The following is a 22,458-nucleotide window of genomic DNA, read 5'->3' on the forward strand; positions in this document are numbered from 1 at the left end:
TGTCGGTCGGCATCACTTGCCCTCCTTCTTGTCGAGATTGGTCATCACGGTGAAGAACACCCACGACACCAGCAGGATGATCAGGAAGTAGATGATCGAGAACGCCGCCGCCGGGCCCAGGTCGAACTGCCCCAGCGCCATCTTCACCAGATCGATCGACAGCAGCGTGGTCGAGTTGCCGGGCCCGCCGCCGGTGACGACGAACGGCTCGGTGTAGATCTTGAAGCTGTCCATGAACCGCAGCAGGATGGCGATGGTCAGCACGCCCGACATCTTCGGCAGTTCGATGTAGCGGAACACCTTCCAGCGGCTGGCCTGGTCGATCTTGGCGGCCTGGTAGTAGGCTTCGGGGATCGACTGCAGGCCGGCGTAGGCCAGCAGCGCCACCAGCGAGGTCCAGTGCCAGACGTCCATGACGATGATCGTCACCCAGGCGTCCAGCGCGTTCTGCGTGTAGTTGTACTCGATGCCCATCGCCGCCAGCGTGTGTCCCAGCAGGCCGATGTCGACGCGGCCGAAGATCTGCCAGATCGTGCCGACCACGTTCCACGGGATCAGCAGCGGCAGTGCCATCAGCACCAGACAGACCGAGGCCCAGACGCCGCGCTTGGGCATGGACAGCGCAACCAGAATGCCCAGCGGCACCTCGATGGCCAGGATCACGGCGGTAAAGAACGCCTGCCGGCCCAACGCGTTGAGGATGCGTTCCGACGCGAGCGTTTCCTTGAACCATTCCAGGCCGGCCCAGAAGAACACGTTGTTCCCGAACGTGTCCTGGACCGAGTAGTTCACCACGGTCATCAGCGGGATCACCGCCGAGAACGCCACCAGCACCAGCACCGGCAGCACCAGGAACCATGCCTTTTCGTTGCGCGTCTTCTCCATCACGCGGCCCTCCCCAGCGCAGCCGGCTCCACCCGCCAGTCGTCGGCGTAGACGTTCACCTTCGACGGCTCGAACACGACCCGGGTCATCTCGGGCGAGACCGACACGCCCTCGTGCGCGATGATGTTGATCTGGGTGCCGAAGAAATCGGCGCGGATGATGCGGTGCCGGCCGACGTCCTCGATCCGGCGCACCTTGACCGGCACGCCCTCGTCGGCGGAGAGCGTCACGAACTCGGGGCGGATGCCGATCTGCACCCTGCCCTGCGGCTGGCCATAGCTCGCGCCCAGCGGGATCTCGGTGCCGTCGACATAGGCGGTGGCGCCGTCGATCTTCGCATCCAGCAGGTTCATCCCGGGCGAGCCGATGAAATAGCCGACGAAGGTATGCGCCGGCGTCTCGAACAACTCCTCGGGGGTGCCCATCTGCACCACGCGGCCGTCGTACATCACCACCACCTTGTCGGCGAAGGTCAGCGCCTCGGTCTGGTCGTGGGTGACGTAGATCATCGTGTGCCCGAACCGGTTGTGCAGCTCCTTCAGCTGGGTGCGCAGTTCCCATTTCATGTGCGGGTCGATCACCGTCAGCGGCTCGTCGAACAGGATCGCGTTCACGTCCTCGCGCACCATGCCGCGGCCGAGGCTGATCTTCTGCTTGGCGTCGGCGGTCAGGCCGCGGGCCTTGCGGTCCAGTTCCGCCTCCATGTCGATCATATGGGCGATCTCCTCGACGCGGCGGGTGACATAGTCCGCGTCCGCGCCGCGATTGCGCAGCGGGAACGCCAGGTTGTCGCGCACGGTCATGGTGTCGTAGACGACCGGGAACTGGAACACCTGCGCGATGTTGCGGTCGGCGGTGGACTTTTCCGTCACGTCGTCATCGCCGAACAGGATCCGGCCCTGGCTGGGCACCAGCAGGCCCGAGATGATGTTCAGCAGCGTGGACTTGCCGCAGCCCGAGGGGCCGAGCAGCGCGTAGGCCTCGCCGTCCTTCCAGACATGGTTCAGCTCTTTCAGCGCGTAGTCGTCGTCGCCCGTCGGCGCGGCCAGGTAGGAGTGCGCCAGGTTCTTCAGCGTGATCTGTGCCATCGGGTTCCCTTCACGCCGCCAGCGCGTAGGCCGCAGGGGCGACCAGCGCGCCGTCCTCGGCGAAAATGTAGACATGCGCCGGGTCCAGATAGACGTCGATCGGCGCGCCCAGCGACAGGTGCTGCACGCCGCCGACCAGCCCGACCCAGCGCTCGCCGTGATGGTCCAGGTGCACGTAGGTCTCGGAGCCGGTGATCTCGGTCACTTCGAGGCGGCAGTCGAACTTCATCGCGGTGCCGCTGTGCTGGTTGAGCGCCAGGTGGTTGGGACGAAACCCGGCCAGGTAGCGCCCGTCGGCAAGGTCGGCCAGCTTGCCGGTCGCCTCGGCGGCCTGCCCGTCGCCGAACATCAGCTTGTTCCCCGCCTTCGAGATCGCGAGGAAGTTCATCGGCGGGTCCGAGAACACCCGCGCCGTGGTCGCGTCCGCCGGCTGGCGGTAGACCTGCGGCGTCGCGCCGAACTGGGTGACACGCCCCTCCCACAGGGTCGCGGTGTTGCCGCCCAGCAGCAGCGCCTCTTCAGGCTCGGTGGTGGCATAGACGAAGATCGAGCCTGACTCCTCGAAGATCTTCGGGATCTCGGCGCGCAGTTCCTCGCGCAGCTTGTAGTCCAGGTTCGCCAGCGGCTCGTCCAGCAGCACCAGGCCCGCGTCCTTGACCAGCGCGCGGGCCAGCGCGCAGCGCTGCTGCTGGCCGCCGGAAAGCTCCAGCGGCTTTCGGTCCAGCATCGGCGTCAGTTGCAGCAGGTCGGCGGTCTTGCGCACCGCGGCGTCGATCTCGGCGCGGTCGCGGCCGGTCAGCCGCATCGGCGAGGCGATGTTGTCATAGACCGTCATCGACGGATAATTGATGAACTGCTGGTAGACCATCGCCACCTTGCGGTCCTGCACGCGCATGCCGGTCACGTCCGCGCCGCGCCAGAGGATGCGGCCGGTGCTGGGCACGTCCAGCCCCGCCATCAGCCGCATCAGCGAAGTCTTGCCGGACAGCGTCGGCCCCAGAAGCACGTTCATGGTGCCAGCTTCCAGCACCAGGTCGGTGGGGTGGATATGGGTCTCGCCCGCCACGACCTTGCTGACACCCGCCAGTTCCAGCGTCATCTCGTCTCCCCTTCGGTTCTCATTCGGCCGCCGACATCTGCCGGGCGCGACGCTCGGCCATCCAGGCGTCCAGCGCCCCGACCTGCGCGGGGTCCAGCCGCAGCCCCAGTTTGGAACGGCGCCATACCGCATCCTCGGCGGTGCGCGCGTACTCGCGGTCCATCAGCCAGGCGACTTCGCGCTCGGTCAGCGTGGCGCCGAAGTCGCGGCCCAGATCCTCGAACGCCTGCGCGCCGTCCAGAATCTGCCGCGCCTCGGTGCCGTAGGCCTTGACCAGGCGCAGCGCGTGGCGGTCCGTCAGGAACGGGAAGTCGCGGCGCAGCGCGTCCGTCAGCGCGTCGCGCCCGTCGACAGGGAAGTCCCCGCCGGGCAGCGGCACGCCCGCCGTCCACGGCGCCCCGGCCTGCGGGAAATGGCGCACGATCTTCTTCAGCGCGTCCTCGGCCAGCCGGCGGTGCGTGGTGATCTTGCCGCCGAACACCGACAGCACCGGGGCGGCGGCGGCGTCCATCGACAGCACGAAATCGCGGGTCGCGGCGGTGGCCGACGTGGCGCCGTCGTCATAGAGCGGCCGCACTCCGGAATAGGTCCAGACGATGTCCTCGCGCGTTACCGGCGTCTCGAAATACTCCGAGGCGAAGCGGCACAGGTAGTCCTGCTCGGCCTCGGTGGCGTGCGCCGCCAGCGGATCCTCGGTGTGTTCGCGGTCGGTGGTGCCGATCAGGGTGAAATCTGTCTCGTAGGGGATCGCGAAGATGATCCGCCCGTCGGTGCCCTGGAAGAAGTAGCAGCGGTCGTGGTCGAACAGCTTGCGGGTGACGATGTGGCTGCCCCGCACCAGCCGGATCCGTTCCGAGGTGTTCAGCCGCACGCGTTCGCGCACGACCTCCTCGACCCAGGGTCCGGCGGCGTTGACCAGCACCCGCGCCCGGGCGGTGCGGGTGGCGCCGCTGTCGGCAGCCTCGAGGGTCAGCGTCCAGTGCGCCGGCCCGCGCTCGGCCGAGACCAGCCGGGTGCGGGTCTCGATCGCCGCGCCGCGCGCCTCGGCGTCGCGGGCGGTCAGCGCCACCAGGCGGCTGTCCTCGACCCAGCAGTCCGAGTACTCGAAGGCGCGCTCGAACTTCGGCTTCAGCGGCTTGCCGGCCGGATCGGTGGTCAGGTCGACCGACCGGGTCGCCGGCAGCACCTTCCGCCCGCCCAGACCGTCGTACATGAACAGCCCGAGCCGGATCAGCCAGGCCGGCCGCCGCCCCTTCATCCACGGCATCACCCGCGACAGCAGCTTCGAGGTCGGCGTGTCCGCGTCGAAACGCATGTCCGGGTGATAGGGCAGAACGAAGCGCATCGGCCACGAGATGTGCGGCATCGCGCGCAGCAGCACCTCGCGCTCGACCAGGCTTTCGCGGACCAGCTTGAACTCGAAGTATTCGAGATAGCGCAGCCCGCCGTGGAACAGCTTGGTCGACGCCGAGGAGGTCGCCTGCGCCAGGTCGCCCATCTCGACGAGATGCACGCTCAGGCCCCGGCCCGCCGCATCCCGCGCGATCGCGCAGCCATTGATGCCGCCCCCCACGACGAAGACGTCGCGGACAGCAGGCGCCTGCCCTGTCATGGCACGTCCTCCCTGCACAGAGAGAACATCAGAATCGCCCGCCATGTCAAAGCCCACATTTTCGTTTTTGTTCGATTTCACGCAACGTCATGGAATAACCGGCTTTTCCGGCAAGCGTCAGCGCGACCTCAGGCGCCTCACAGGTGAAAGGACGCCCGAAACACATCGGAATTGACACCAAACGCGGCTTCATGCAACGTTTCCGCCATCGATACGCGCGCAATGACCGCCCATGATCGCGCAACATCGCACGCAAACGAACTCAATACGAAAAAAGACGCGCCGATGCCGCTGAGTTTCCGCAAGACGCAGATCCTGGAACTGGCGCAAGAGGCCGGGCATGTCTCGGTCGAGGATCTGGCGTCGCGCTTCGGCGTCACCCTGCAGACCATCCGCCGCGATCTGTCGGAACTGGCCGACGACGGCATGCTGGCCCGGGTCCACGGCGGCGCGGTCGTGCCGCAGGGCGCCGCCAACATCGGCTACGCCGAGCGCCGCACCATCAACAAGGAGGCGAAGGCCGCGATCGCGCGGCTCTGCGCCGCCGAGATCCCCGACAACTCGTCGGTGCTGCTGAACATCGGCACCTCGACCGAGGCGGTGGCGATGGAACTGCTGGGGCACGCCAACCTGACGGTGATCACCAACAACATGAAGGTCGCGAACATCCTGGCCGCCAACCCAAGCTGCCAGATCATCGTCGCCGGCGGCGTGCTGCGGCACAGCGACGGCGGGCTGGTGGGCGATCTGACCACCCAGGCGATCGAGCAGTTCAAGGTCGACCGCGCGATCATCGGCACCTCGGCGCTGGACCCGGACGGCGACCTGATGGATTTCGACATCCAGGAGGTGCGCGTCAGCCGCGCGATCATCCAGCGCTCGCGCCAGGTGTTCCTGGTGACCGACCGGTCCAAGCTGACCCGCAGCGCGCCTGTCCGCATTGCCTCGCTGAGGGATCTGGACGCGATCTTCACCGACTACCTGCCCGACGATCTGATCGCCCGCTGCCGCGAGTGGGAAACGCGCGTCTGTCTGACCCGAGAGGGCTGAATGGGCGAACAAACGGCAATTTCGCGCTATACTGTCCAACATGACGCAACGTCCGCTACGGTCGCAATCCGGCTGCACTCTTGCCTCCGCCGCGATTGCTGGGTGTAGTGCGACTTCAATCGATGCGGGACAGCGATGCAGAACGGACACGGCGCACTGGTCGTCGAGGACATCCACAAGAGTTTCGGCGACCTCGAGGTGCTCAAGGGCATCTCGCTTTCGGCGAACGAGGGCGACGTGATCTCGATCATCGGCGCGTCGGGTTCCGGCAAGTCCACCTTCCTGCGCTGCATCAACCTGCTCGAGATCCCCGACCGAGGCCGCATCCTGCTCAAGGGCGAGGAAATCCGCGTGCGTCGTGACGCCTCCGGCCGGCTGTCGGGCGTCGACCGGGCGCGGATCCAGCACCTGCGCGCGCGCCTGGGCATGGTGTTCCAGACCTTCAATTTGTGGGGCCACATGAGTGTCCTGCAGAACGTGATGGAGGGGCCGACGCTGGTGCTCAAGCGCCCCCGGAACGAGGCCCGCGACGAGGCGATGGCCCTGCTCGACAAGGTCGGCATCGCCGAAAAGCACGCCGCCTACCCGGCGCAACTGTCCGGCGGCCAGCAGCAGCGCGTGGCGATCGCGCGGGCGCTGGCCATGCGCCCGGAGGTGCTGCTGTTCGACGAACCGACCTCGGCGCTCGACCCCGAACTGGTCGGCGAGGTGCTGCGCGTGATGCAGGGTCTGGCCGAGGAGGGGCGGACGATGATCGTGGTGACCCACGAGATGGGCTTCGCGCGCGAGGTCTCCAACCGGGCAATGTTCTTCCACCAGGGCCGCGTCGAAGAAGAAGGGCCGCCGCAGGCCGTGTTCGGCGCACCGCAATCCGCACGCTGCAAGGCCTTCCTTTCCAGCGTCCTTTGAACCGTCCCGAACAGAGGAGGACGACATGAAGTCAATCCCGAGCTTGCTGGCCGCGACAGTCCTGACTGCCGCCCTGGCCGCCCCCGCGATGGCGCAGACCGTGCGCATGGGAACCGAAGGCGCCTATCCGCCGTACAATTTCGTCAACGACGCCGGCGAGGTCGACGGCTTCGAGCGCGAACTGGGCGACATGCTGTGCCAGATCGCCGGGCTGGAGTGCGCCTGGGTCACCAACGAGTGGGATTCGATCATTCCGAACCTGGTGTCCGGCAACTACGACGTGATCATCGCCGGCATGTCGATCACCGACGAGCGCGACGAGGTGATCGATTTCACGCAGCCGTATTTCCCGCCCGACCCGTCGGCCTACGCGGCGCTCGCCGGCGCGGGCGAGGACGTGCTGGCGGGCGTGGTCGCGGCGCAGGCCAACACCATCCAGGCGGCGCATGTCGCGTCCTCGGGCGCGACCCTCGTCGAGTTCGCCAGCCCGGACGAAACCGTCGCCGCCGTCCGCAACGGCGAGGTCGACGCGGTGATCGCCGACAAGGCCTATCTGGTGCCGATCGTCGAGCAGTCCGGCGGCGAGCTGGAGTTCGTCGGCGAGGACGTGGTCCTGGGCGACGGCATCGGCGTCGGCCTGCGCGAAAGCGACGGCGAGTTGAAACAGAAGCTGGATGCGGCGATCACCCAGCTGAAGGAGGACGGGACGCTGAACACGCTGATCCGGAAGTGGTTCGGCGACGAAGCCCAGACGTTCTGAGCCGATGCGGGGGCGCCGCCGCGCGCCCCCGCCGTTCCCGATGTTCGCATCCTGCACCGATCCCTCGACGCTCAGCGGCTTTCCGTGGCTCGCCTGCTACCTGACCACCGGCAAGCACCTGGCGTTCTATTTCAGCTTCCTGGTGGTGCTGGCCCTGCTGGTCCTCGCCGCCCCCGCGGCGCTGGCGATGGGGCTGGGCGCGGCGCTGGCGCGGCGCTCGCGGATCGGGCCGCTGCGCTGGGTCGCCGGGCTCTACACCTCGATGGTGCGCGGGGTGCCGGACGTGATCTTCTTCCTGTTCGTGCCCATCGCGCTGGACCAGGCGATCGAATGGACCCGGCACAAGCTGCTGTGCCCGGACGTGACCGAGCCGATCCGGCGCGGCAACGACTTCGTGGTCTGCGCCCAGGCCAAGCTGCCGCTGTCCAGCGCCGATGCCTGGGTACACGACGTCTACGGATTCCTGCTGGCGCTGATCGCCTACGCGCTGGTGTTCGGCGCCTTCGCCGCCAACGTCCTGGACGGCGCGCTGAAGGCGGTGCCGAAGGGCCAGCTCGAGGCGGCGCAGGCGATCGGCATGTCTCCCGGTCAGGTCCTGCGCCGGGTACACGTGCCGCAGATGTGGCTCTACGCGCTGCCCGGGCTGTCGAACCTGTGGCAGATCCTGATCAAGGCGACCCCGCTGCTGTTCCTGCTGGGGATCGAGGACGTGGTCTACTGGGCGCGCGAGCTGGGCGGCGCCAAGACGCAGATCTTCGCCTATCCGCATCCCGACTGGCGGGCCTGGTATTTCGGCGGGCTGATGCTGTTCTACCTGCTGCTGACCTGGATCAGCCAGCGCGGCTATGAACGCATGATGACGCGTCTGGCGCGCGGGCAGAAGGTGGCGGGCGCATGACCTGCGCCGAAGCGATTGCCGCCTACGGCCTGCGCGCCCTGGGCCTGGGCGAGCGGCTGCTGCCGTCGGGCGAGATCACCCTGTGCCAGCAGGTGGCGCTGATCGGCTCGGGGCTGATCTGGAACCTGTACTTCGCCGGCTTCGCCCTGCTCCTCGGCTTCTTCCTGGCCACCGGCCTGGCGCTGGCCAAGACCAGTCACCGCCGCGCCGTGCGGCTGCCGGCCGCCGGTTTCATCTACCTGTTCCGCGGCACGCCGCTGTTCATCCAGTTCTTCTTCGCTTACGAACTGTTCGTGCAGGTGCCGCGCGCCGGGTTCCAGATCGACCTCGGCGTCGTGGTGATCGGCGCGCAGACCGCGTGGCTGACCAAGGCCTGGGCCGGGGCGCTGCTCGTGCTGTTCCTGAACACCTCGGCCTATACCGCCGAGATCTTCAACGGCGCGCTGCGGGCGGTGCCGCGCGGCGACGTCGAGGCCGCGATGGCGATCGGCATGACGCCGGCCCAGCGCTTCCGCCGGGTGATCTGGCCGACGATGCTGCGCCTGGCCTGGCCGGCCTACACCAACGAGGCGATCTTCCTGTTCCATGCCACCGCGCTGGTGTTCTTCTCGTCATTCCCGACCTGGCGGCAGGAAGGCGACGCGCTCTACTACGCCAACTACTTCGCCGAGAAAACCTTCAACCCGTTCGTCGCCTACCCGATCGCCGCGGGCTATTTCGTACTGGCGACGCTGATCCTGATCGCCGCCTTCGGCCTGGCCGGCCGCATCCTCAACCGGCACGTGGCGCCGGAGCAGCGGCGCCGGTTCCGCTTCCGCCCCGAATACGTGCGCTGAGCGCGGAGATCCGCGCCGGCAGTCAGCCGAAAGGCGATGACAGGACCGGGTTCCGCGCCCGCAACGCCGTGGATGGCCGACATGAGGTCCTTCTGGTGGACCGGGAGTGACAAGGTTGCTCTCGATCGAGCGCCCCGATTGCTCAGGTTCGTCAGGCCCTTGCGTCCGACATCGGAATTTGCGGCTTCGCCCGCCGCCAGCGCCGATGCTTCGTCGGTGCAGGCCGATCATGGCCTTGTGGCCGTCGGACTTGCCGGGTGTTGGCATCCACCCGGTCGATGATCCAGACCTGCGGCGCGGCGGTGTTGCAGTCGACGCAGATGATGATGCGACCGCCACCGCGTCGACCTCGGATACGGCCGCGCCGGTCGGCCCTTGCGATTCACGCGGTTGATCGAGACTTGGATTCCGCTTTCCGCCGCCCGGGCGAGACCGGCAAAATCGACCGACAACGTCCTGTGTCGGGAAGATCTGGCTGCCCAGGTCAGCAGGTCATGGGGCATCCGGTGCCCCGGATGCCCTGATACGGTTTCCCAGACGGGCTGTGCCGTCAAGAAATGATCTCTTCCATAGCAAACACAGGGTACGCGCAGCGGCGGCCCTCGCCGTCCTCAATACGCGATCCCAGATCCCAGGCAGAAGGCCCGCCATCTCGTTCGGGTCCATGACCAGCGACACCGGATCCTCGGCGCGGGTCTCGACCATGCCGGTCGTCCGGTTGAAGTAGCGCGTCTGCTTCGGCTTCTTCACCTCCCACATCGCCGGCGCCGGGTTGGCCTCGATCAGCCGGTGCAGGGCCTGTCCGAGGCGGTTCTTCTCGGCGCGGATGGCGACCTCCTGCGCCCGGGTGAGCGCCGCGACCAGCGGGTTGAAGGCCTCCGAGCCGCGGCCGAGCGCGCGCTTGCTCTCCTGCCCGCGGGTCGAGAACCGCCGCCCGACGCCGGTCGCGTCCAGCACTGCCTCGGTGTTGTCGGTCTCGGCGAAGCCCTTCAGCGGCACATAGAAATCATACTGTGTCCGCCACATCGCCGCCTCGGCCGGGGTGATGAGCCCGGCGTCGAGACGCAGCTGCATGGTGCGCTCGCGCAGCCGGTGGATCAGGTCGGCAATGTCGTCGAGGGTCTGCGCATGCGGCCCGGCGCGGAAATCGGCGAGGATCTTCCGCGCCTCGGCCGCGGTCATGCCGGATCCGCCGTCCGGCATCTTCGGGTTGATCCGGGCGATCTGCTTGTCCCGCTCCTCGGCGTGCCGGGCGTAGAGGTACGTCCCGACATCCGCGACCGTCAGCCTGCCGCGGGTTGCGGCGATCATGTCGATGATCGGCTTGGCGAAGTCCTGGTCGATCTCGAACAGGTGCCGGCCGACCTTGCCCGAGAACGTCGTCTCGGCCACATGGGCATCCTGGTTCTTCGGCAGCGAGGCGCCGGTCGCGCGCATCACCGCCTGCTGCGCCCGCAGCACCGGCAGGAACCGGTCCTGCAGCTTGATCCGGGCCTTGTCGATGTGATCGTCGACCGCGCCGCCGGCATTGCCCAGCCGCGACCACAGGGCCACGTTCCGCGCCCGCAGCTCCTCCCACACGCGGCGGTCGGGGATCGAGAGCGTCGCCCCCATCGCCGATCCCTGGTGGGCCTGGCCCTGCTGCCGCTTCGGCCGGTGGCGGACGTTCAGCGCGAAGCGGGGCTCATCCTCGGCGAAGCCCTGCGGCGGTTTTCCGTCCTTGAAAACGGATCTCGGAGTGAGCATGTTCGATTTCACCCGAAGGAGATCGATGGTGCCGCGCAGCGGAGCGTTAAGGGAATTGGCCCCGGTATGTTTATATCCACTCGTGCCTCCTTCGGGCTCACCTCTCACATAGCGAACCAGGTTCTTCCCGCTGCGGACAGCCCTGCGGACCTCGGCCTGGGTGTCGGTCTCCTCGTGAACGGTCAGCACGACGGTCGCGGCATCACCGGTCGCTGACGACCCTTTCAGCCTGATCGCCGCCACGACGATCTGATCGTTGGTGCTGGGCGTGTCGAGCAACAGGCGGAAGTCTCCCGCCCTGCCCTCGCCCACGTTGGTCAGGATCATCACCGGATTCGCCAGCAGCTGCGGCAGGTCGACCAGGGTCTGCGGGCGCAGGTTTCGCCCGTGCTCCTTCATCACCTTCTGCAGCTTGCTTGCCTGCATGACCATGTTGTTGCCGCGCCCGCCGAGGCGCCGCAGGATCTCCGGCACCGGCCCCAGCGTCAGGCTCGCCGAGGGATCCAGACGCCCCTGCAGCAGGTCGATCACGTCCTTCTTCCAACCCGACACCGCGCCGACCGAGAACCGGAACTCGCCCCGCTTGCGCATCGCCCGGACGATCCCCGGCGCCGGCTCGGCGAAGCCATGCGGCGGTTTTCCGTCCTTGAAATCGGATTTCGGAGTGAGCATGTTCGGCTTAACCCGAAGCAGGCTGACGGTGCCGCTGAGCGGAGCATTAAGGGAATTGACCCCGGTATGTTTAAATCCGCCCTTGCCTGCTTCGGGTTCGGCTCTCACATAGCGCACTAGGCTTTTCCCGCTGCGGACAGCTTTCTCGATTTTGGCCGTGATCTGGTCCGCCGGATGCACGGTGAGCAGCACGGTCGCCTTCTCGCCGCTAGGAGGCTTCGCCCCGCGAAGCTTGACCGACGCGACCACGATCTCCCCGTCCTTGCTCAGGTCGTCCAGCACCAGACGCAGGTCGCCCGTCCTGTTGTCGCCCGGGCTCCGCAGCACCATGACCGGATCCGCCAGAAGCTGCGGCAGATTCAGCAGGGTCTTTTCCTGCAGCCGCTTGTGCTTCTGGATCACGGCTTTCAGCTTGCCGCCGGACATGACCACATCCTGACCATGCCCGCCAAGGCGCCGCAGGATCTCCGGCACCGGCCCCAGCGTCAGGCTCGCCGAGGGATCCAGACGCCCCTGCAACAGATCGATCACGTCCTTCTTCCAACCCGACACCGCGCCGACCGAGAACCGGAACTCGCCCCGCTTGCGCATCGCCCGGACCGATCCCCGGCGCCGGTCCGCGCCGACTCGGCGCCGCCCTGCTGCTCGGTCAGCGCCTGCGCCAGGTCGTCGCGCGCGCGGCCGAGTTGCTGCAGGGCCTCGAACGCTTCCTCGATCCGCCCGGCATCCTGCGAGTCCAGCGCCGCGTCCATCCGCTCCCTGAGCCGCTTCACCGCCGCCGCGCGCCGCGTCACGGTGGCGGACGGGGCGACCGAGAACCGCGCCAGCGCGGCAGCCTCGGCCGCGACGCGGGCTTCCGCCGCCTTCGCCCGGTCGCCGAACCTGCCGGTCAGGATCTCGCGCATCACGTCCTCGGCCCGGCCCCGGTCGCCGCGGAGGCCCTCGCCGCGGCGCCAGTTGGCGACGGCATCGAGGAACCGGCGCACCTTGTCGATCGCGGTCTTGAGGAAGCCCTTCGGCTTGCTGTCGCCGAACAGCAGGTCCGGCAGCAGGTCGGCGATCAGTTCCTCGGTCAGCTGCGCCTGCGCGTCGGCGGTCGGCAGTCCGGCGTAGAGCCTGCGCTTGGCCTCGATCACCGCCTTCGGCTGCGCCAGCGCGAGCCTGGTGAGCGCCGCCCACACGCTCGCGGTGAACAGACCGTGCTTCCGCCCCCACAGGCCCGGCCGGGCGAGAACGTGAACCAGTTCGTGATAGAAGGTGCGGAAGATGGGTGTTCGTTCCGGTCTCCACCAGGATCCGCCGCCCGATCGCCACGCCCCGGAGCGTCGAGACATCGCCGGTGTCGAACAGCACGTCGAGCTCGCCCGGCGTCTCGACCGAGATCTGCGGCAGGTTCACCCGGGCCAGTTCCGCGTTCAGCCGCCGGAACATCGCCAATTCGCGGTCGTACTGGTCCGCCCGGGCGCGCGAGTTGACAGTGCCGCCCTGCAGGTCGTCCCGGCGCGACGCCACGACGGGCGCGGCGCTATAGCCCTGGCCCGGCTGCCGGTCGGCGATCCGGAATATCGGCTGCGGCGCGGCGGCGGCGGCGCGCATGTCCGGCGTGAGCGGCAGGGTCCAGACCGGGCGCGGCTGGCCGGCGGCATCGACCATCCCGAGGCTCTCGTCGATCTCGGCGCGGCCCCCGAACTTCCTGGCGAGCTTCTCCACCGCCTTGCGGGTCGCGTCGAGCAGCTGCCCGCCCTCGGGCGCGTCCCACAGGTTCCTCCCGTTGGCGGGACAGGTGTCGCCCGCCTTCTGGTGAGATGCCAGGGCGGCGATGCGGCGGTCGGTGAGGGCCTGGCGGGACTCTAGACCGTCTTGGTCCCGAACACCTTTCGCGCGTAGTCGTGCTGCTCTTTCGACTTCCGCTTTAGCTGCTCGAGTTCGGAGCGCGTCAGCATCTCGGAAGTTGAGCGCGTCGCCGGCTTCACCTGGTTGATCGAGACGCTGATCCCGTTCCTCGCGGCCCATGCGTGGATTCTCTGGTGCGCCGCGATTTCCTCCGGCGTCAGCGCCGGTGCGGGCGTCGGTGTCGGCTTGCGCCGGAAGATCGAGCAGATCGCCCTGGTTGCGCGCGTCATCGTCGAACAGACCGCCAGCCGGCGGCGCGGCGTCGCAACTCCCGCTACGCTTTTGCCGGCCGGGCTTGAAGTATCAGCGTTCGGCAGGCGGTTCCCTGGTAGCCTACCGCCGCGCATACATTTCCCACATGGTCTCTGCCCCATAATTATGGCCATAAGAATGATACCCTCACGGATCCACTTCGTAGCCTACACAAACGCCGATCCTCGGGGAAAGCTAGGTGAACCTGTTTTAGGAAGCCATTCCATGCTGCCAGACAGATGCACGCCCTCGTATCGGGACGATCTCCAGATAAGGATGATGCACGCTACCTATCCGACGCTACCTGTCCTCACATCGGGGTAGGCGAGAGCCTCTGTCAGCAGCGAATGCCCTGCCGGTCATTCCGTTGGTCGGACCTCAAATCTTCTACGCGCGCCATGTGGGGAAAATGTTGGCACGCCCGTCAACCGAGCAGGCTTTCGCCCGCACAAACAACATCTTAATGGTCTGGATTTGGTGGAGCCGAGGGGAATCGAACCCCTGACCTCGTCATTGCGAACGACGCGCTCTCCCAACTGAGCTACGGCCCCGAACCGGGCGCGGTTTTGCGCTTTCCCGGCGGAACTGTCAAGCGGTCACCGGGCCGTCCGGCGGAAAACCCAACAGCCGCGAAACCGAACCGCACATCCGGTGCAATGAGCGGCTGAAAGCCGCGCGCGCGATCTGCTAGACTTGCACAGTCTCCGGACATGAGACTTCACAGGAGGGATTCAAATGGCACTTCGCATCAATGACACCGCCCCGGATTTCACCGCGGAAACGACAGAGGGCAAGATCCGCTTTCACGAATGGATCGGCGACGGCTATGCGGTGCTTTTCTCGCATCCCAAGGATTTCACCCCGGTATGCACCACCGAACTGGGAGTGATGGCCGGCATGGCCGACGAGTTCGCCAAGCGGAACTGCAAGATCATCGGCATCTCGATGGACCCGGTCGAGGATCACCAGAAATGGAAGGCCGACATCCAGTCGGTGTCCGGCAACGCGGTGGGCTATCCGATGATCGGCGATCCGGACATGTCGGTGGCCAAGCTCTACGACATGCTGCCGGCCGAGGCCTCGGGGGATCCGGCGAATCGCACGCCGGCCGACAACCAGACCGTGCGCTCGGTGTTCGTGATCGGTCCCGACAAGAAGGTGAAGCTGGTGCTCACCTACCCGATGACGACCGGGCGCAATTTCGACGAGATCCTGCGGGCGATCGACTCGATCCAGCTGACCGCCAACCACCAGGTCTCGACGCCGGCCAACTGGAAGCACGGCGAGGACGTGATCATCGTTCCCGCGGTCTCGGACGAGGACGCCGAGAAGCGCTTCGGCAGCTTCGAGCGGGTGCTGCCCTATCTGCGTCGCACCAGACAGCCGAACTGAGCCGCGCGGGGCGCCGCCGGTCCGCCGGCGGCGCTTCAACGCTCCAGCGTCGCCACTGCGTAGAGCTGGCCGAACTCGGCCTCCCACAGCAGCACCGAGCCGTAGTCGGACGGATCAAGCCCCTCGGGCAGCAGGATCGTCTGGTCGCCGGCGAAACTGTCCAGCGGCCCCGCGTCCAGCACCTCGTCCAGCCGCGGCACGATGCCGGCGGCATCGCCCTCGGCGGTGCTCAGCAGCACGCGCAGGTCCGGGCCGGGGGTGACCCGGAACTCGGTGAAACGCAGGATCTGGATGCGCCCTGCATCCAGCAGCTGCGCGCGGCCCCGTGCCCGGTGAAGATCGCCGGCGGCGCTGAAATCGCCGGCCGAGAAGATGCGCGCGGTGACCTCGGCCGGCACCGTCGCGCGCGGCGTCTGGCGCAACAGGTCGGGCGCGATCAACTGCACCGAAACCACGCCCGCGACGAAGCCCGCAAGCACCCCCAGAACCGTCGTCAGCAGACCGGTCAGTTGCCCCATCGCGCGGCCCCTCAGGCGGATCCGGCGCGCTCGGCGGCCGGGATGCGCTGCAGCAGCGGCAATAGCGCGCCCATGTCCGGGCCGTCGCCGCGGCCGGTCAGCGCCAGCCGCAGCGGCCGGAACAGGTTCCTGCCCTTGCGCCCGGTCGCGGCCTTGACCTCCGCGGTCCAGGCGCCCCAGGTCGCCGGCGTCCACGGGCGCGGCGGCAGCAGCGCCAGCGCCTGCGCGACGAACGCGGCGTCCTCGTCGGCGATCTGCGGCGCGGCGCCGTCACGGCACAGCGCCCACCAGCCTTCGATGTCGTCGACCCGGTCCAGGTTCTCGTGCACCGCCGCCCACAGCGCGGGCGCCACGTCGCCGGGAACGCCCAGCGCCGACAGCCGCGCCGCCACGGCATCGTAGGGCATCGCCCGCACCACGCGCGCCGACAGCGCCTGCAGCTCGGCCGGATCGAACCGGGTCGGCGCCGCGCCGAACCGCGGCAGCTCGAACTCCGCCGCCAGCTCGTCCAGCGATCCGGCCGCCTCGACCGCCTGCCCCGAGCCGATGCGCGCCATCAGCGACAGCAGCGCCTGCGGCTGTATCCCGGCGGCGCGGAGATCACGCAGCGACAGCGTGCCCAGCCGCTTCGACAGCGCCTCGCCGCCGGGCCCGGTCAGCAGCGAGTGATGCGCATAGTGCGGCTCTTGCCCGCCCAGCGCCCGCACGATCTGGATCTGCGTCGCGGTGTTGGTGACGTGGTCGAGGCCGCGCACCACATGCGTCACCCCCATGTCCATGTCGTCGGTGACCGAGGCCAGCGTGTACAGCAGCTGGCCGTCACCCCGGATCAGCACCGGGTCCGAGACCGAGGCGGCGTCGATCGACTGCGGCCCGAGAATGCCGTCGTCCCACTCGATCCGCTGCTGGTCCAGCAGGAAACGCCAGTGTCCTCCGCGCTCGGCACGCAGCCTGTCCTTCTCGGCGTCCGCCAGCTTCAGCGCGGCCCGGTCGTAGACCGGCGGCCTGCCCATGTTCAGCTGCTTGCGGCGCTTCAGCTCCAGCTCCTGCGGGGTCTCGAACGCCTCGTAAAGCCTACCGGCCTCGCGCAAGGCCTGCGCCGCCTCGTGATAGCGCTCCAGCCGCGTCGACTGGCGCTCCTCGCGGTCCCAGGTCAGGCCCAGCCACTCCAGATCCTCGCGGATCGCGTCGACGTACTCCTCGCGCGAGCGCTCGGGATCGGTGTCGTCGATGCGCAGGATGAAGGTGCCGCCGGCACGGCGGGCGATCAGGTGGTTGAACAGCGCGGTGCGCAGGTTGCCGACGTGGATGTGGCCGGTGGGCGACGGGGCAAAGCGGGTGACGGTCATGCGGATCCCGGAAAATCTGTCGTTCGCCTGCTCTTATCGCGGATTCGGCGCGGGCAGAAGCCCGTGCTTGCGACGGGCCGCGCGCGCCGGCGCAGGCTGGCATTGCCGGGCGTTCCCGCCTATCTGCCTTTCAGGCAAGCGCGGAGGATCGGCATGCATGACGACCAGGGCCCGGTGGCGCCCGACCTCGACACCATCGAGGGGCACGCCCGCGACGCGGTCGAGGCGCTGCCCGCCGCCTTCCTGCCCACCGCCCGGCAGGTGGCGATCCGGGTGGTGGACTGGCCCGACGACGACATGCTGGACGATCTGGGCATCGACGATGTCTACGGGCTGACCGGGCTCTACGACGGCATCCCGATGACGCAGAAGTCGGTGATGGACGTGGCCCAGGGTCCGGACACGATCTGGCTGTTCCGCCGCCCGATCCTCGACGAATGGGCGGACCGGGGCGAGATCGGGCTGCGTGCGCTGGTCGCGCACGTGCTGGTGCACGAGATGGCGCATCACTTCGGCTGGTCCGACGCCGACATCGCCGCCATCGACCCGTGGTGGGAATGAGCCGTCAGGCCGGCTGCATGATGAACGAATTGCAGAACGTCGCATAGGGCTGGTACGGGATCGCCTGCCATCCGGGATGCGCGCCCAGGAACTCGCGGAACGCGCGCGCCTCGCCCCGGCGCGGATCGCCCCGGTAATGGAACCAGTCGTCGAAGGCGATCAGCGTGCCCGGCTGCAGCAGGGGCGCGACCCGGTCCAGCACCGTCACCGTCGCCTCGTAGAGGTCGCAGTCGATGTGGATCAGCGCCGCGCGCGGCGCCAGCGTCGGCAGCGCGGCCGGCAGCGTGTCCTCGAACAGGCCGACCTCCAGCCGCGGCGGGGTCAGCCCCAGCCCGGTGAACAGCGCCCGCACCCCGTCGGGCGTCACCGGCGCGTCCAGCGCGATGGTCGGGTGGCGCGGGTCGCGGTTCAGCGCACAGTCGCCCGCCGTCCAGCGGCCGTGGCCTTCGGAGTCCGCGGCCAGCCCGGCGAAGCTGTCGAAGCCGACCAGTTGCGGCGTCCGCGCGAACCACGGCGCCGAGGCCAGCAGCTTGCCCATCATCAGCAGCGTGCGTCCGCCGTAGACGCCGAACTCCAGCACGTCGCCCTCGATCTTCTCGAAGCCGATGAACTGCATCGCCCGCTTGAAGAATGCCAGGCGGTCGTCGCCCAGAACGAACTCGTTGATTTCCCTGGCCGTCGCCATGCCTCGCCCCGCAGCCCCGTGCCACCGGCCCCGGATATGGCCGGGCGCCGGTTAACGGCTGGTAAAGGCCGCGGCGCGACGGCTCAGCTGTTGTCGCGCCAGCGGTTGACGATCGGGTAGCGCCGGTCCAGCCAGAACGCCCGGCTGGTCAGCCGCGCCCCCGGCGCGGACTGGAAGCGCTTGTATTCCGAAATGTAGATCAGCTGCTCGATCTTCTTCACCGTGTCACGGTCGAAGCCGGCCTCGACGCAGTCCGCGACCGAGCTTTCGCCCTCGATCAGCATCCCGAGAATGTCATCCAGCACCTCGTAGGGCGGCAGGCTGTCCTCGTCCTTCTGGTCGGCGCGCAGTTCGGCCGAGGGCGGCTTGTCGATCACCCGGTCCGGCATCGCCGCGCCCTTCGGGCCCAGCATCCAGTCGCGGTGGGTCTCGTTGCGCCAGCGGCAGGTGGCGAAGACGCGGGTCTTGTAGAGATCCTTGATCGGGTTGTAGCCGCCCGCCATGTCGCCGTAGATCGTCGCGTAGCCGACCGCCACCTCGGACTTGTTGCCGGTGGTCAGCAACATCTCGCCGAACTTGTTGGACAGCGCCATCAGCATCACCCCGCGCAGGCGGGACTGGATGTTCTCCTCGGTCACGTCCGGCGCCATGCCGTTGAAGATCGGCGCAAGGCTTTCGGTGACCGCGGCGCGGGCCGGGCCGATGGGCACGGTGTCCAGCCGGCAGCCCAGCTTGCGCGCGACCGCCTCGGCATCCTCCAGCGAATGCTCGGATGTGTATTCCGAAGGCAGCATCACGCAGCGCACGTTTTCAGCGCCGATGGCGTCGGTGGCGATGGTCGCGACCAGCGCGCTGTCGACGCCGCCGGACAGGCCCAGCACCACCTTCGAGAAGCCGGCCTTGTGCAGGTAGTCGCGCAGCGCCTCGACCATCAGGCGGTATTCCTGCTCGATCACCGGCGGATGCACCGCCTTCTCGCCCTCGCGGGCGACCCAGCCGTGGTTGGTCTCGTCGAAGTCGACATGAGCGACCGCCTCGTCGAACACCGGCAGCATCATCGCCAGCTTGCCGCCCGGGTTCAGCACGAACGAGCCGCCGTCGAACACCTGGTCGTCCTGACCGCCGACCATGTTCAGGTAGATCAGCGGCACGCCGTTCTCGATCACGCGCGACACCATGTGGCCCATGCGCCGGTCCAGCTTGTTGCGGGCGTAGGGCGAGCCGTTCGGGACCAGCAGGATCTCGGCGCCGGATTCGACCATGGTCTCGGCCACGTCCTCGTACCAGCTGTCCTCGCAGACGGGCGTGCCCAGCCGCACCGCGTCCATGCCGAACGGACCCGAGACCGGGCCGCTGGTATAGAGCCGCTCCTCGTCGAACACGGCATAGTTCGGCAGGTGGTGCTTGCGGGCGATGCCGGCGACGGCGCCGTCGCGCAGCATGTAGTAGGCGTTGTACAGCCGCCCCGCCTCGTAGAGCGGTCCGCCGATCGCCAGCGCCGGGCCGTCGGCGCAACGCGCGGCCAGCGCCTCGATGTGGGCGCGGGCGTCCTCGACGAAGGCCGGCTTCAGCACCAGGTCCTGGGTCTGGTAGCCGGTGATGAACATCTCGGGCAGCGCCACCAGACCGGCGCCCGCCGCGCGGCCCTGCAGCCAGGCCGCGTGCGCCTTGTCGGCGTTGCCGGCCAGCGCCCCAAGCGTCGGGTTCAGCTGCGCGATCGTGACGCGATACGTGCGGGCCATGCGGTGCCCCCTTGCTTCAGTCCCCCGCAGACATATCCCACCGCCCGAGGGACGCAAGTGCCGGCGTCGCCGCATTCGCGCCACGACGACGACACTTTCGGGGACAAAACCGTTGTAAGGAATGTGACCTATCCATAACATTCCCCGGGATCAGGGGCTGGAATGTGGACAACCCGCCGGACCCGACGGTAGAAACCGGACAAACCGGCGCCTGCCCGCCCGGCAGCGAAACTTGAGGATCGGTGTTTTGACGAGAACCCTGACGACAGCGTCTCTGGTGGCCTTGTTACTTGCGGGTGCCGCGCAGGCGCAGGACGGCGACGTCCAGACCAAGCAGTACGACACCGGCGGCGTCTACACGGGTGAGTTCAAGGACGGCAAGCAGCACGGCCAGGGCCGCTACACCCTGCCCAACGGCTATGAGTACGAGGGCGAGTGGGTCGACGGCCGGATCGAGGGCCAGGGCTCGGCGAAGTTTCCCAACGGCTCGGTCTACACCGGCGCGTTCGTCAACGGCTCGCCCGAGGGGACCGGCAAGATCGTGTTCTCGGACGGCGGCACCTACGAGGGCGAGTGGGCCGGCGGCAAGATCAACGGCACCGGCGTCGCGGTCTACGCCAACGGCGTGCGCTACGAGGGCGAGTTCAAGGACGCGGTGCACCACGGCCAGGGGGTGATGACCTCGCCCAACGGCTACCGCTACGAAGGCGCCTGGGTGAACGGCGTCAAGGACGGCGAGGGCATTATCCTCTATCCCGACGGCGCCACCTACGAGGGCCAGATCGCGCAGGGCGTGCGCGAGGGCCAGGGCACGCTGAAGATGCCCGACGGGCTGAGCTACACCGGCGAGTGGAAGGGCGGCCAGATCAACGGCACCGGCGTGCTGGTGCAGGCCAACGGCGACAGGTACGAGGGCCAGCTGCAGAACGGCCAGCGCCACGGCGAGGGCGTGGCCACCTACGCCAGCGGCGACGTCTACGAGGGCGCGTTCGCCAACGACCAGCGGCACGGACAGGGCACCTTCACCGGCACCGACGGCTACCGCTACGTCGGCCTGTGGGTCGAGGGCCGGATCGAGGGCGAGGGAACCGTCACCTACCCCGACGGCTCGGTCTACGCCGGCGAGTTCAAGAACGACGTCGCCCACGGCACCGGCAAGATCACCTATGCTGACGGCTCGTCCTACGAGGGCGAATGGGCCAACGGCGTGATCGAGGGCAAGGGCGTCGCCCGCTACGAGAACGGCCTGGTCTACGAGGGCGAGTTCAAGAACGCCCGCAACCACGGCTTCGGCACGATGACCTACGAGGACGGGTTCACCTACACCGGCCAGTGGAAGGACGGGCTGCGCGACGGCAGCGGCACCGCGACCTACGCCGACGGCACCGTCTACGAGGGCCAGTTCGTCGCCGGCCAGCGCGAGGGCGCCGGCAAGATCACCATGACCGACGGCTTCGCCTACGAGGGCGGCTGGAAATCGGGCGAGATCGACGGCGAGGGCGTGGCTACCTATCCCAACGGCGACCGCTACGAGGGGTTCTTCGCCAAGGGCCAGCGCCAGGGCCGGGGCAAGATGATCTATTCCAGCGGCGAGGAATACGACGGCTACTGGGCGCGCGGCGAGCAGGCCTCCAAGGAAGAGGCCGAGGCCGCCGCCGGCGCCGGCAACTGACCGGCGCGGCGCGCCGGGACGGTTCGGGGGACGGCCGCCGCGCGGCCACCCCGCGCGGGGCGCCGCTCGGTGCCGGAACAGGCGCCGGAACTGGCGCCGGAACTGGCGCCGGACGGCGTGAAATGGGCGGTTTTCACCGTGAAAACCCCATTAACCACTTGTTTCTATTGAGAAACTGTTCGTGAAGACTTCGTAAACGCTGCCAGACCGGCCTTGCGGACTTGCAGGACAGGTTCCGCCAAGGCCAGGACTCAGCCCGCTTGCGTCGGATCGAACTGGTCGGCCGCGAACACGGTATGGATGACGTGGCCGTCGAACATCTCGAACAGCTTTTTCGACGTTTCCTTGCTGGCCCAACGGGTCGGCGACGCAAGCGCCTCTTCTATGTCGGCGCGGGACGCGAACTTCATCGCCATCGTCAGCGGAAACGGGCTGTCGGGGTCGTCGCTTTCGACCTCTCGCAGGACCCTGAGTTCCAGGAGCTTCGGAAACGCGGACCAAAGCGGAACGAGGTTTTCCCGCCAGTGAGCATGAAAAGCCTCTTCCATCCCCGGCTTGATCGTGCCTTTGAAAAACGCGCAGCGAATGAACATGACAGCTTCTCTTTATGGCGCGGAGCATGGATCCTGCTCTCGCTGCCCGGTTTACCGGCGCGGCCGGGTCCTGCAAAGCGAAATACCATCGGGCTGGAACGATCAAGCGCGGCGTAGAAGGCTGTCACCAGCCCCCCCTTGCGCCGTTCGGTTGGCCCAAAGCGCTGCAATCCTGGTTTTCGTCCATGCCCGCGACCTATGACACGATCGGCCCGACCTACGGCGACTTGCGCCGCCCCGATCGCG

Annotated in this window: 21 protein-coding genes and 1 tRNA gene; 9 read left to right on the top strand and 13 right to left on the bottom strand. The window is 67.9% G+C overall.

The genetic code is table 11. The annotated features are described in order from the left end of the window. Nucleotides 1–12: 12 nt before the first annotated feature. Genes GE300_RS00350 through glpD form a run of 4 tightly spaced genes read right to left on the bottom strand, consistent with a single transcriptional unit; the run spans nt 13 to nt 4,684 of the window. The gene (locus GE300_RS00350) at nt 13–885 is read right to left on the bottom strand and encodes a carbohydrate ABC transporter permease (RefSeq protein WP_154444731.1); all 873 of its coding nucleotides are present in this window, start codon (nt 883–885) and stop codon (nt 13–15) included. Then, nucleotides 885–1,973, bottom strand: a complete 1,089-nt coding sequence (locus GE300_RS00355; RefSeq protein WP_154443796.1) for an ABC transporter ATP-binding protein — start codon at nt 1,971–1,973, stop codon at nt 885–887. Before GE300_RS00355 ends, GE300_RS00350 begins: the two co-directional genes overlap by 1 nt. 10 nt (nt 1,974–1,983) lie before the next feature. Further along, nucleotides 1,984–3,072, bottom strand: coding sequence for an ABC transporter ATP-binding protein (locus GE300_RS00360; RefSeq protein ID WP_154443797.1), 1,089 nt, complete (start codon nt 3,070–3,072; stop codon nt 1,984–1,986). A gap of 19 nt (nt 3,073–3,091) precedes the next feature. After that, nucleotides 3,092–4,684: a glycerol-3-phosphate dehydrogenase gene (gene glpD, locus GE300_RS00365; RefSeq protein WP_154443798.1), complete on the bottom strand. Its 1,593-nt coding sequence runs from the start codon at nt 4,682–4,684 to the stop codon at nt 3,092–3,094. A gap of 285 nt (nt 4,685–4,969) precedes the next feature. Here glpD and GE300_RS00375 point away from each other — a divergent pair, with 285 nt between their 5' ends. From GE300_RS00375 to GE300_RS00395, 5 genes are all read left to right on the top strand, one after another. Then, entirely contained in the window at nt 4,970–5,734 is a 765-nt protein-coding gene (locus GE300_RS00375; RefSeq protein WP_154443800.1) for a DeoR/GlpR family DNA-binding transcription regulator, read from the top strand. 135 nt (nt 5,735–5,869) lie between these two features. Then, a complete protein-coding gene (locus GE300_RS00380; RefSeq protein WP_154443801.1) occupies nt 5,870–6,643 on the top strand; it encodes an ABC transporter ATP-binding protein in 774 nt (257 codons plus the stop codon). A gap of 25 nt (nt 6,644–6,668) precedes the next feature. Then, a complete protein-coding gene (locus tag GE300_RS00385) occupies nt 6,669–7,403 on the top strand; it encodes a transporter substrate-binding domain-containing protein (protein WP_154443802.1) in 735 nt (244 codons plus the stop codon). 40 nt (nt 7,404–7,443) lie between these two features. Then, complete coding sequence (locus tag GE300_RS00390) at nt 7,444–8,301, top strand: ABC transporter permease (RefSeq protein WP_154443803.1); 858 nt, start codon at nt 7,444–7,446, stop codon at nt 8,299–8,301. After that, nucleotides 8,298–9,137: an ABC transporter permease gene (locus GE300_RS00395; protein WP_154443804.1), complete on the top strand. Its 840-nt coding sequence runs from the start codon at nt 8,298–8,300 to the stop codon at nt 9,135–9,137. Before GE300_RS00390 ends, GE300_RS00395 begins: the two co-directional genes overlap by 4 nt. Nucleotides 9,138–9,629: 492 nt before the next feature. Here GE300_RS00395 and GE300_RS00400 read toward each other — a convergent pair whose 3' ends face one another. Both GE300_RS00400 and GE300_RS00405 read right to left on the bottom strand, forming a co-directional pair. Then, nucleotides 9,630–12,086, bottom strand: a complete 2,457-nt coding sequence (locus GE300_RS00400; protein ID WP_154443805.1) for a hypothetical protein — start codon at nt 12,084–12,086, stop codon at nt 9,630–9,632. Next, nucleotides 12,083–12,736 (bottom strand): hypothetical protein, encoded by a 654-nt coding sequence (locus GE300_RS00405; RefSeq protein WP_154443806.1) that lies wholly within the window; start codon nt 12,734–12,736, stop codon nt 12,083–12,085. Before GE300_RS00405 ends, GE300_RS00400 begins: the two co-directional genes overlap by 4 nt. Before the next feature lie 85 nt (nt 12,737–12,821). On the opposite strand from GE300_RS00405, the gene GE300_RS00410 reads away from it, so the two are divergent. Then, nucleotides 12,822–13,409, top strand: coding sequence for a hypothetical protein (locus GE300_RS00410; protein WP_154443807.1), 588 nt, complete (start codon nt 12,822–12,824; stop codon nt 13,407–13,409). On the opposite strand, the gene GE300_RS00415 is transcribed toward GE300_RS00410, so the two are convergent. Next, the gene (locus GE300_RS00415) at nt 13,406–13,678 is read right to left on the bottom strand and encodes a hypothetical protein (protein ID WP_154443809.1); all 273 of its coding nucleotides are present in this window, start codon (nt 13,676–13,678) and stop codon (nt 13,406–13,408) included. The genes GE300_RS00410 and GE300_RS00415 overlap by 4 nt on opposite strands. A gap of 497 nt (nt 13,679–14,175) precedes the next feature. Then, nucleotides 14,176–14,251 (bottom strand) — tRNA-Ala (locus tag GE300_RS00420). Between the two features lie 184 nt (nt 14,252–14,435). On the opposite strand from GE300_RS00420, the gene GE300_RS00425 reads away from it, so the two are divergent. After that, complete coding sequence (locus GE300_RS00425; RefSeq protein WP_154443811.1) at nt 14,436–15,092, top strand: peroxiredoxin; 657 nt, start codon at nt 14,436–14,438, stop codon at nt 15,090–15,092. 35 nt (nt 15,093–15,127) lie between these two features. On the opposite strand, the gene GE300_RS00430 is transcribed toward GE300_RS00425, so the two are convergent. Beyond that, nucleotides 15,128–15,610 (bottom strand): DM13 domain-containing protein, encoded by a 483-nt coding sequence (locus tag GE300_RS00430; RefSeq protein WP_154443813.1) that lies wholly within the window; start codon nt 15,608–15,610, stop codon nt 15,128–15,130. 11 nt (nt 15,611–15,621) lie between these two features. After that, complete coding sequence (gltX, locus tag GE300_RS00435) at nt 15,622–16,959, bottom strand: glutamate--tRNA ligase (protein WP_154443815.1); 1,338 nt, start codon at nt 16,957–16,959, stop codon at nt 15,622–15,624. 153 nt (nt 16,960–17,112) lie between these two features. Between gltX and GE300_RS00440 the strand changes: the two genes are divergently transcribed. After that, nucleotides 17,113–17,520, top strand: a complete 408-nt coding sequence (locus GE300_RS00440; protein WP_154443817.1) for a metallopeptidase family protein — start codon at nt 17,113–17,115, stop codon at nt 17,518–17,520. Nucleotides 17,521–17,524: 4 nt separating this feature from the next. Here the strand turns inward: GE300_RS00440 and GE300_RS00445 are convergent, their stop codons facing one another. Both GE300_RS00445 and GE300_RS00450 read right to left on the bottom strand, forming a co-directional pair. Next, nucleotides 17,525–18,205, bottom strand: coding sequence for a TylF/MycF/NovP-related O-methyltransferase (locus tag GE300_RS00445; RefSeq protein WP_154443819.1), 681 nt, complete (start codon nt 18,203–18,205; stop codon nt 17,525–17,527). 83 nt (nt 18,206–18,288) lie between these two features. Continuing rightward, a complete protein-coding gene (locus GE300_RS00450; protein WP_154443821.1) occupies nt 18,289–19,947 on the bottom strand; it encodes an NAD+ synthase in 1,659 nt (552 codons plus the stop codon). A gap of 238 nt (nt 19,948–20,185) precedes the next feature. Here GE300_RS00450 and GE300_RS00455 point away from each other — a divergent pair, with 238 nt between their 5' ends. Beyond that, nucleotides 20,186–21,619, top strand: a complete 1,434-nt coding sequence (locus tag GE300_RS00455; RefSeq protein ID WP_407647669.1) for a 2-isopropylmalate synthase — start codon at nt 20,186–20,188, stop codon at nt 21,617–21,619. 251 nt (nt 21,620–21,870) lie between these two features. Here the strand turns inward: GE300_RS00455 and GE300_RS00460 are convergent, their stop codons facing one another. Further along, nucleotides 21,871–22,212 carry an EthD family reductase gene (locus GE300_RS00460; RefSeq protein ID WP_154443823.1) on the bottom strand — a complete coding sequence of 114 codons (342 nt, stop codon included), beginning with the start codon at nt 22,210–22,212 and terminating at the stop codon, nt 21,871–21,873. Between the last annotated feature and the right edge of the window lie 246 nt (nt 22,213–22,458).

The sequence above is a fragment of the Halovulum marinum genome, assembly GCF_009697225.1.
GTDB classification, from domain to species: domain Bacteria; phylum Pseudomonadota; class Alphaproteobacteria; order Rhodobacterales; family Rhodobacteraceae; genus Halovulum; species Halovulum marinum.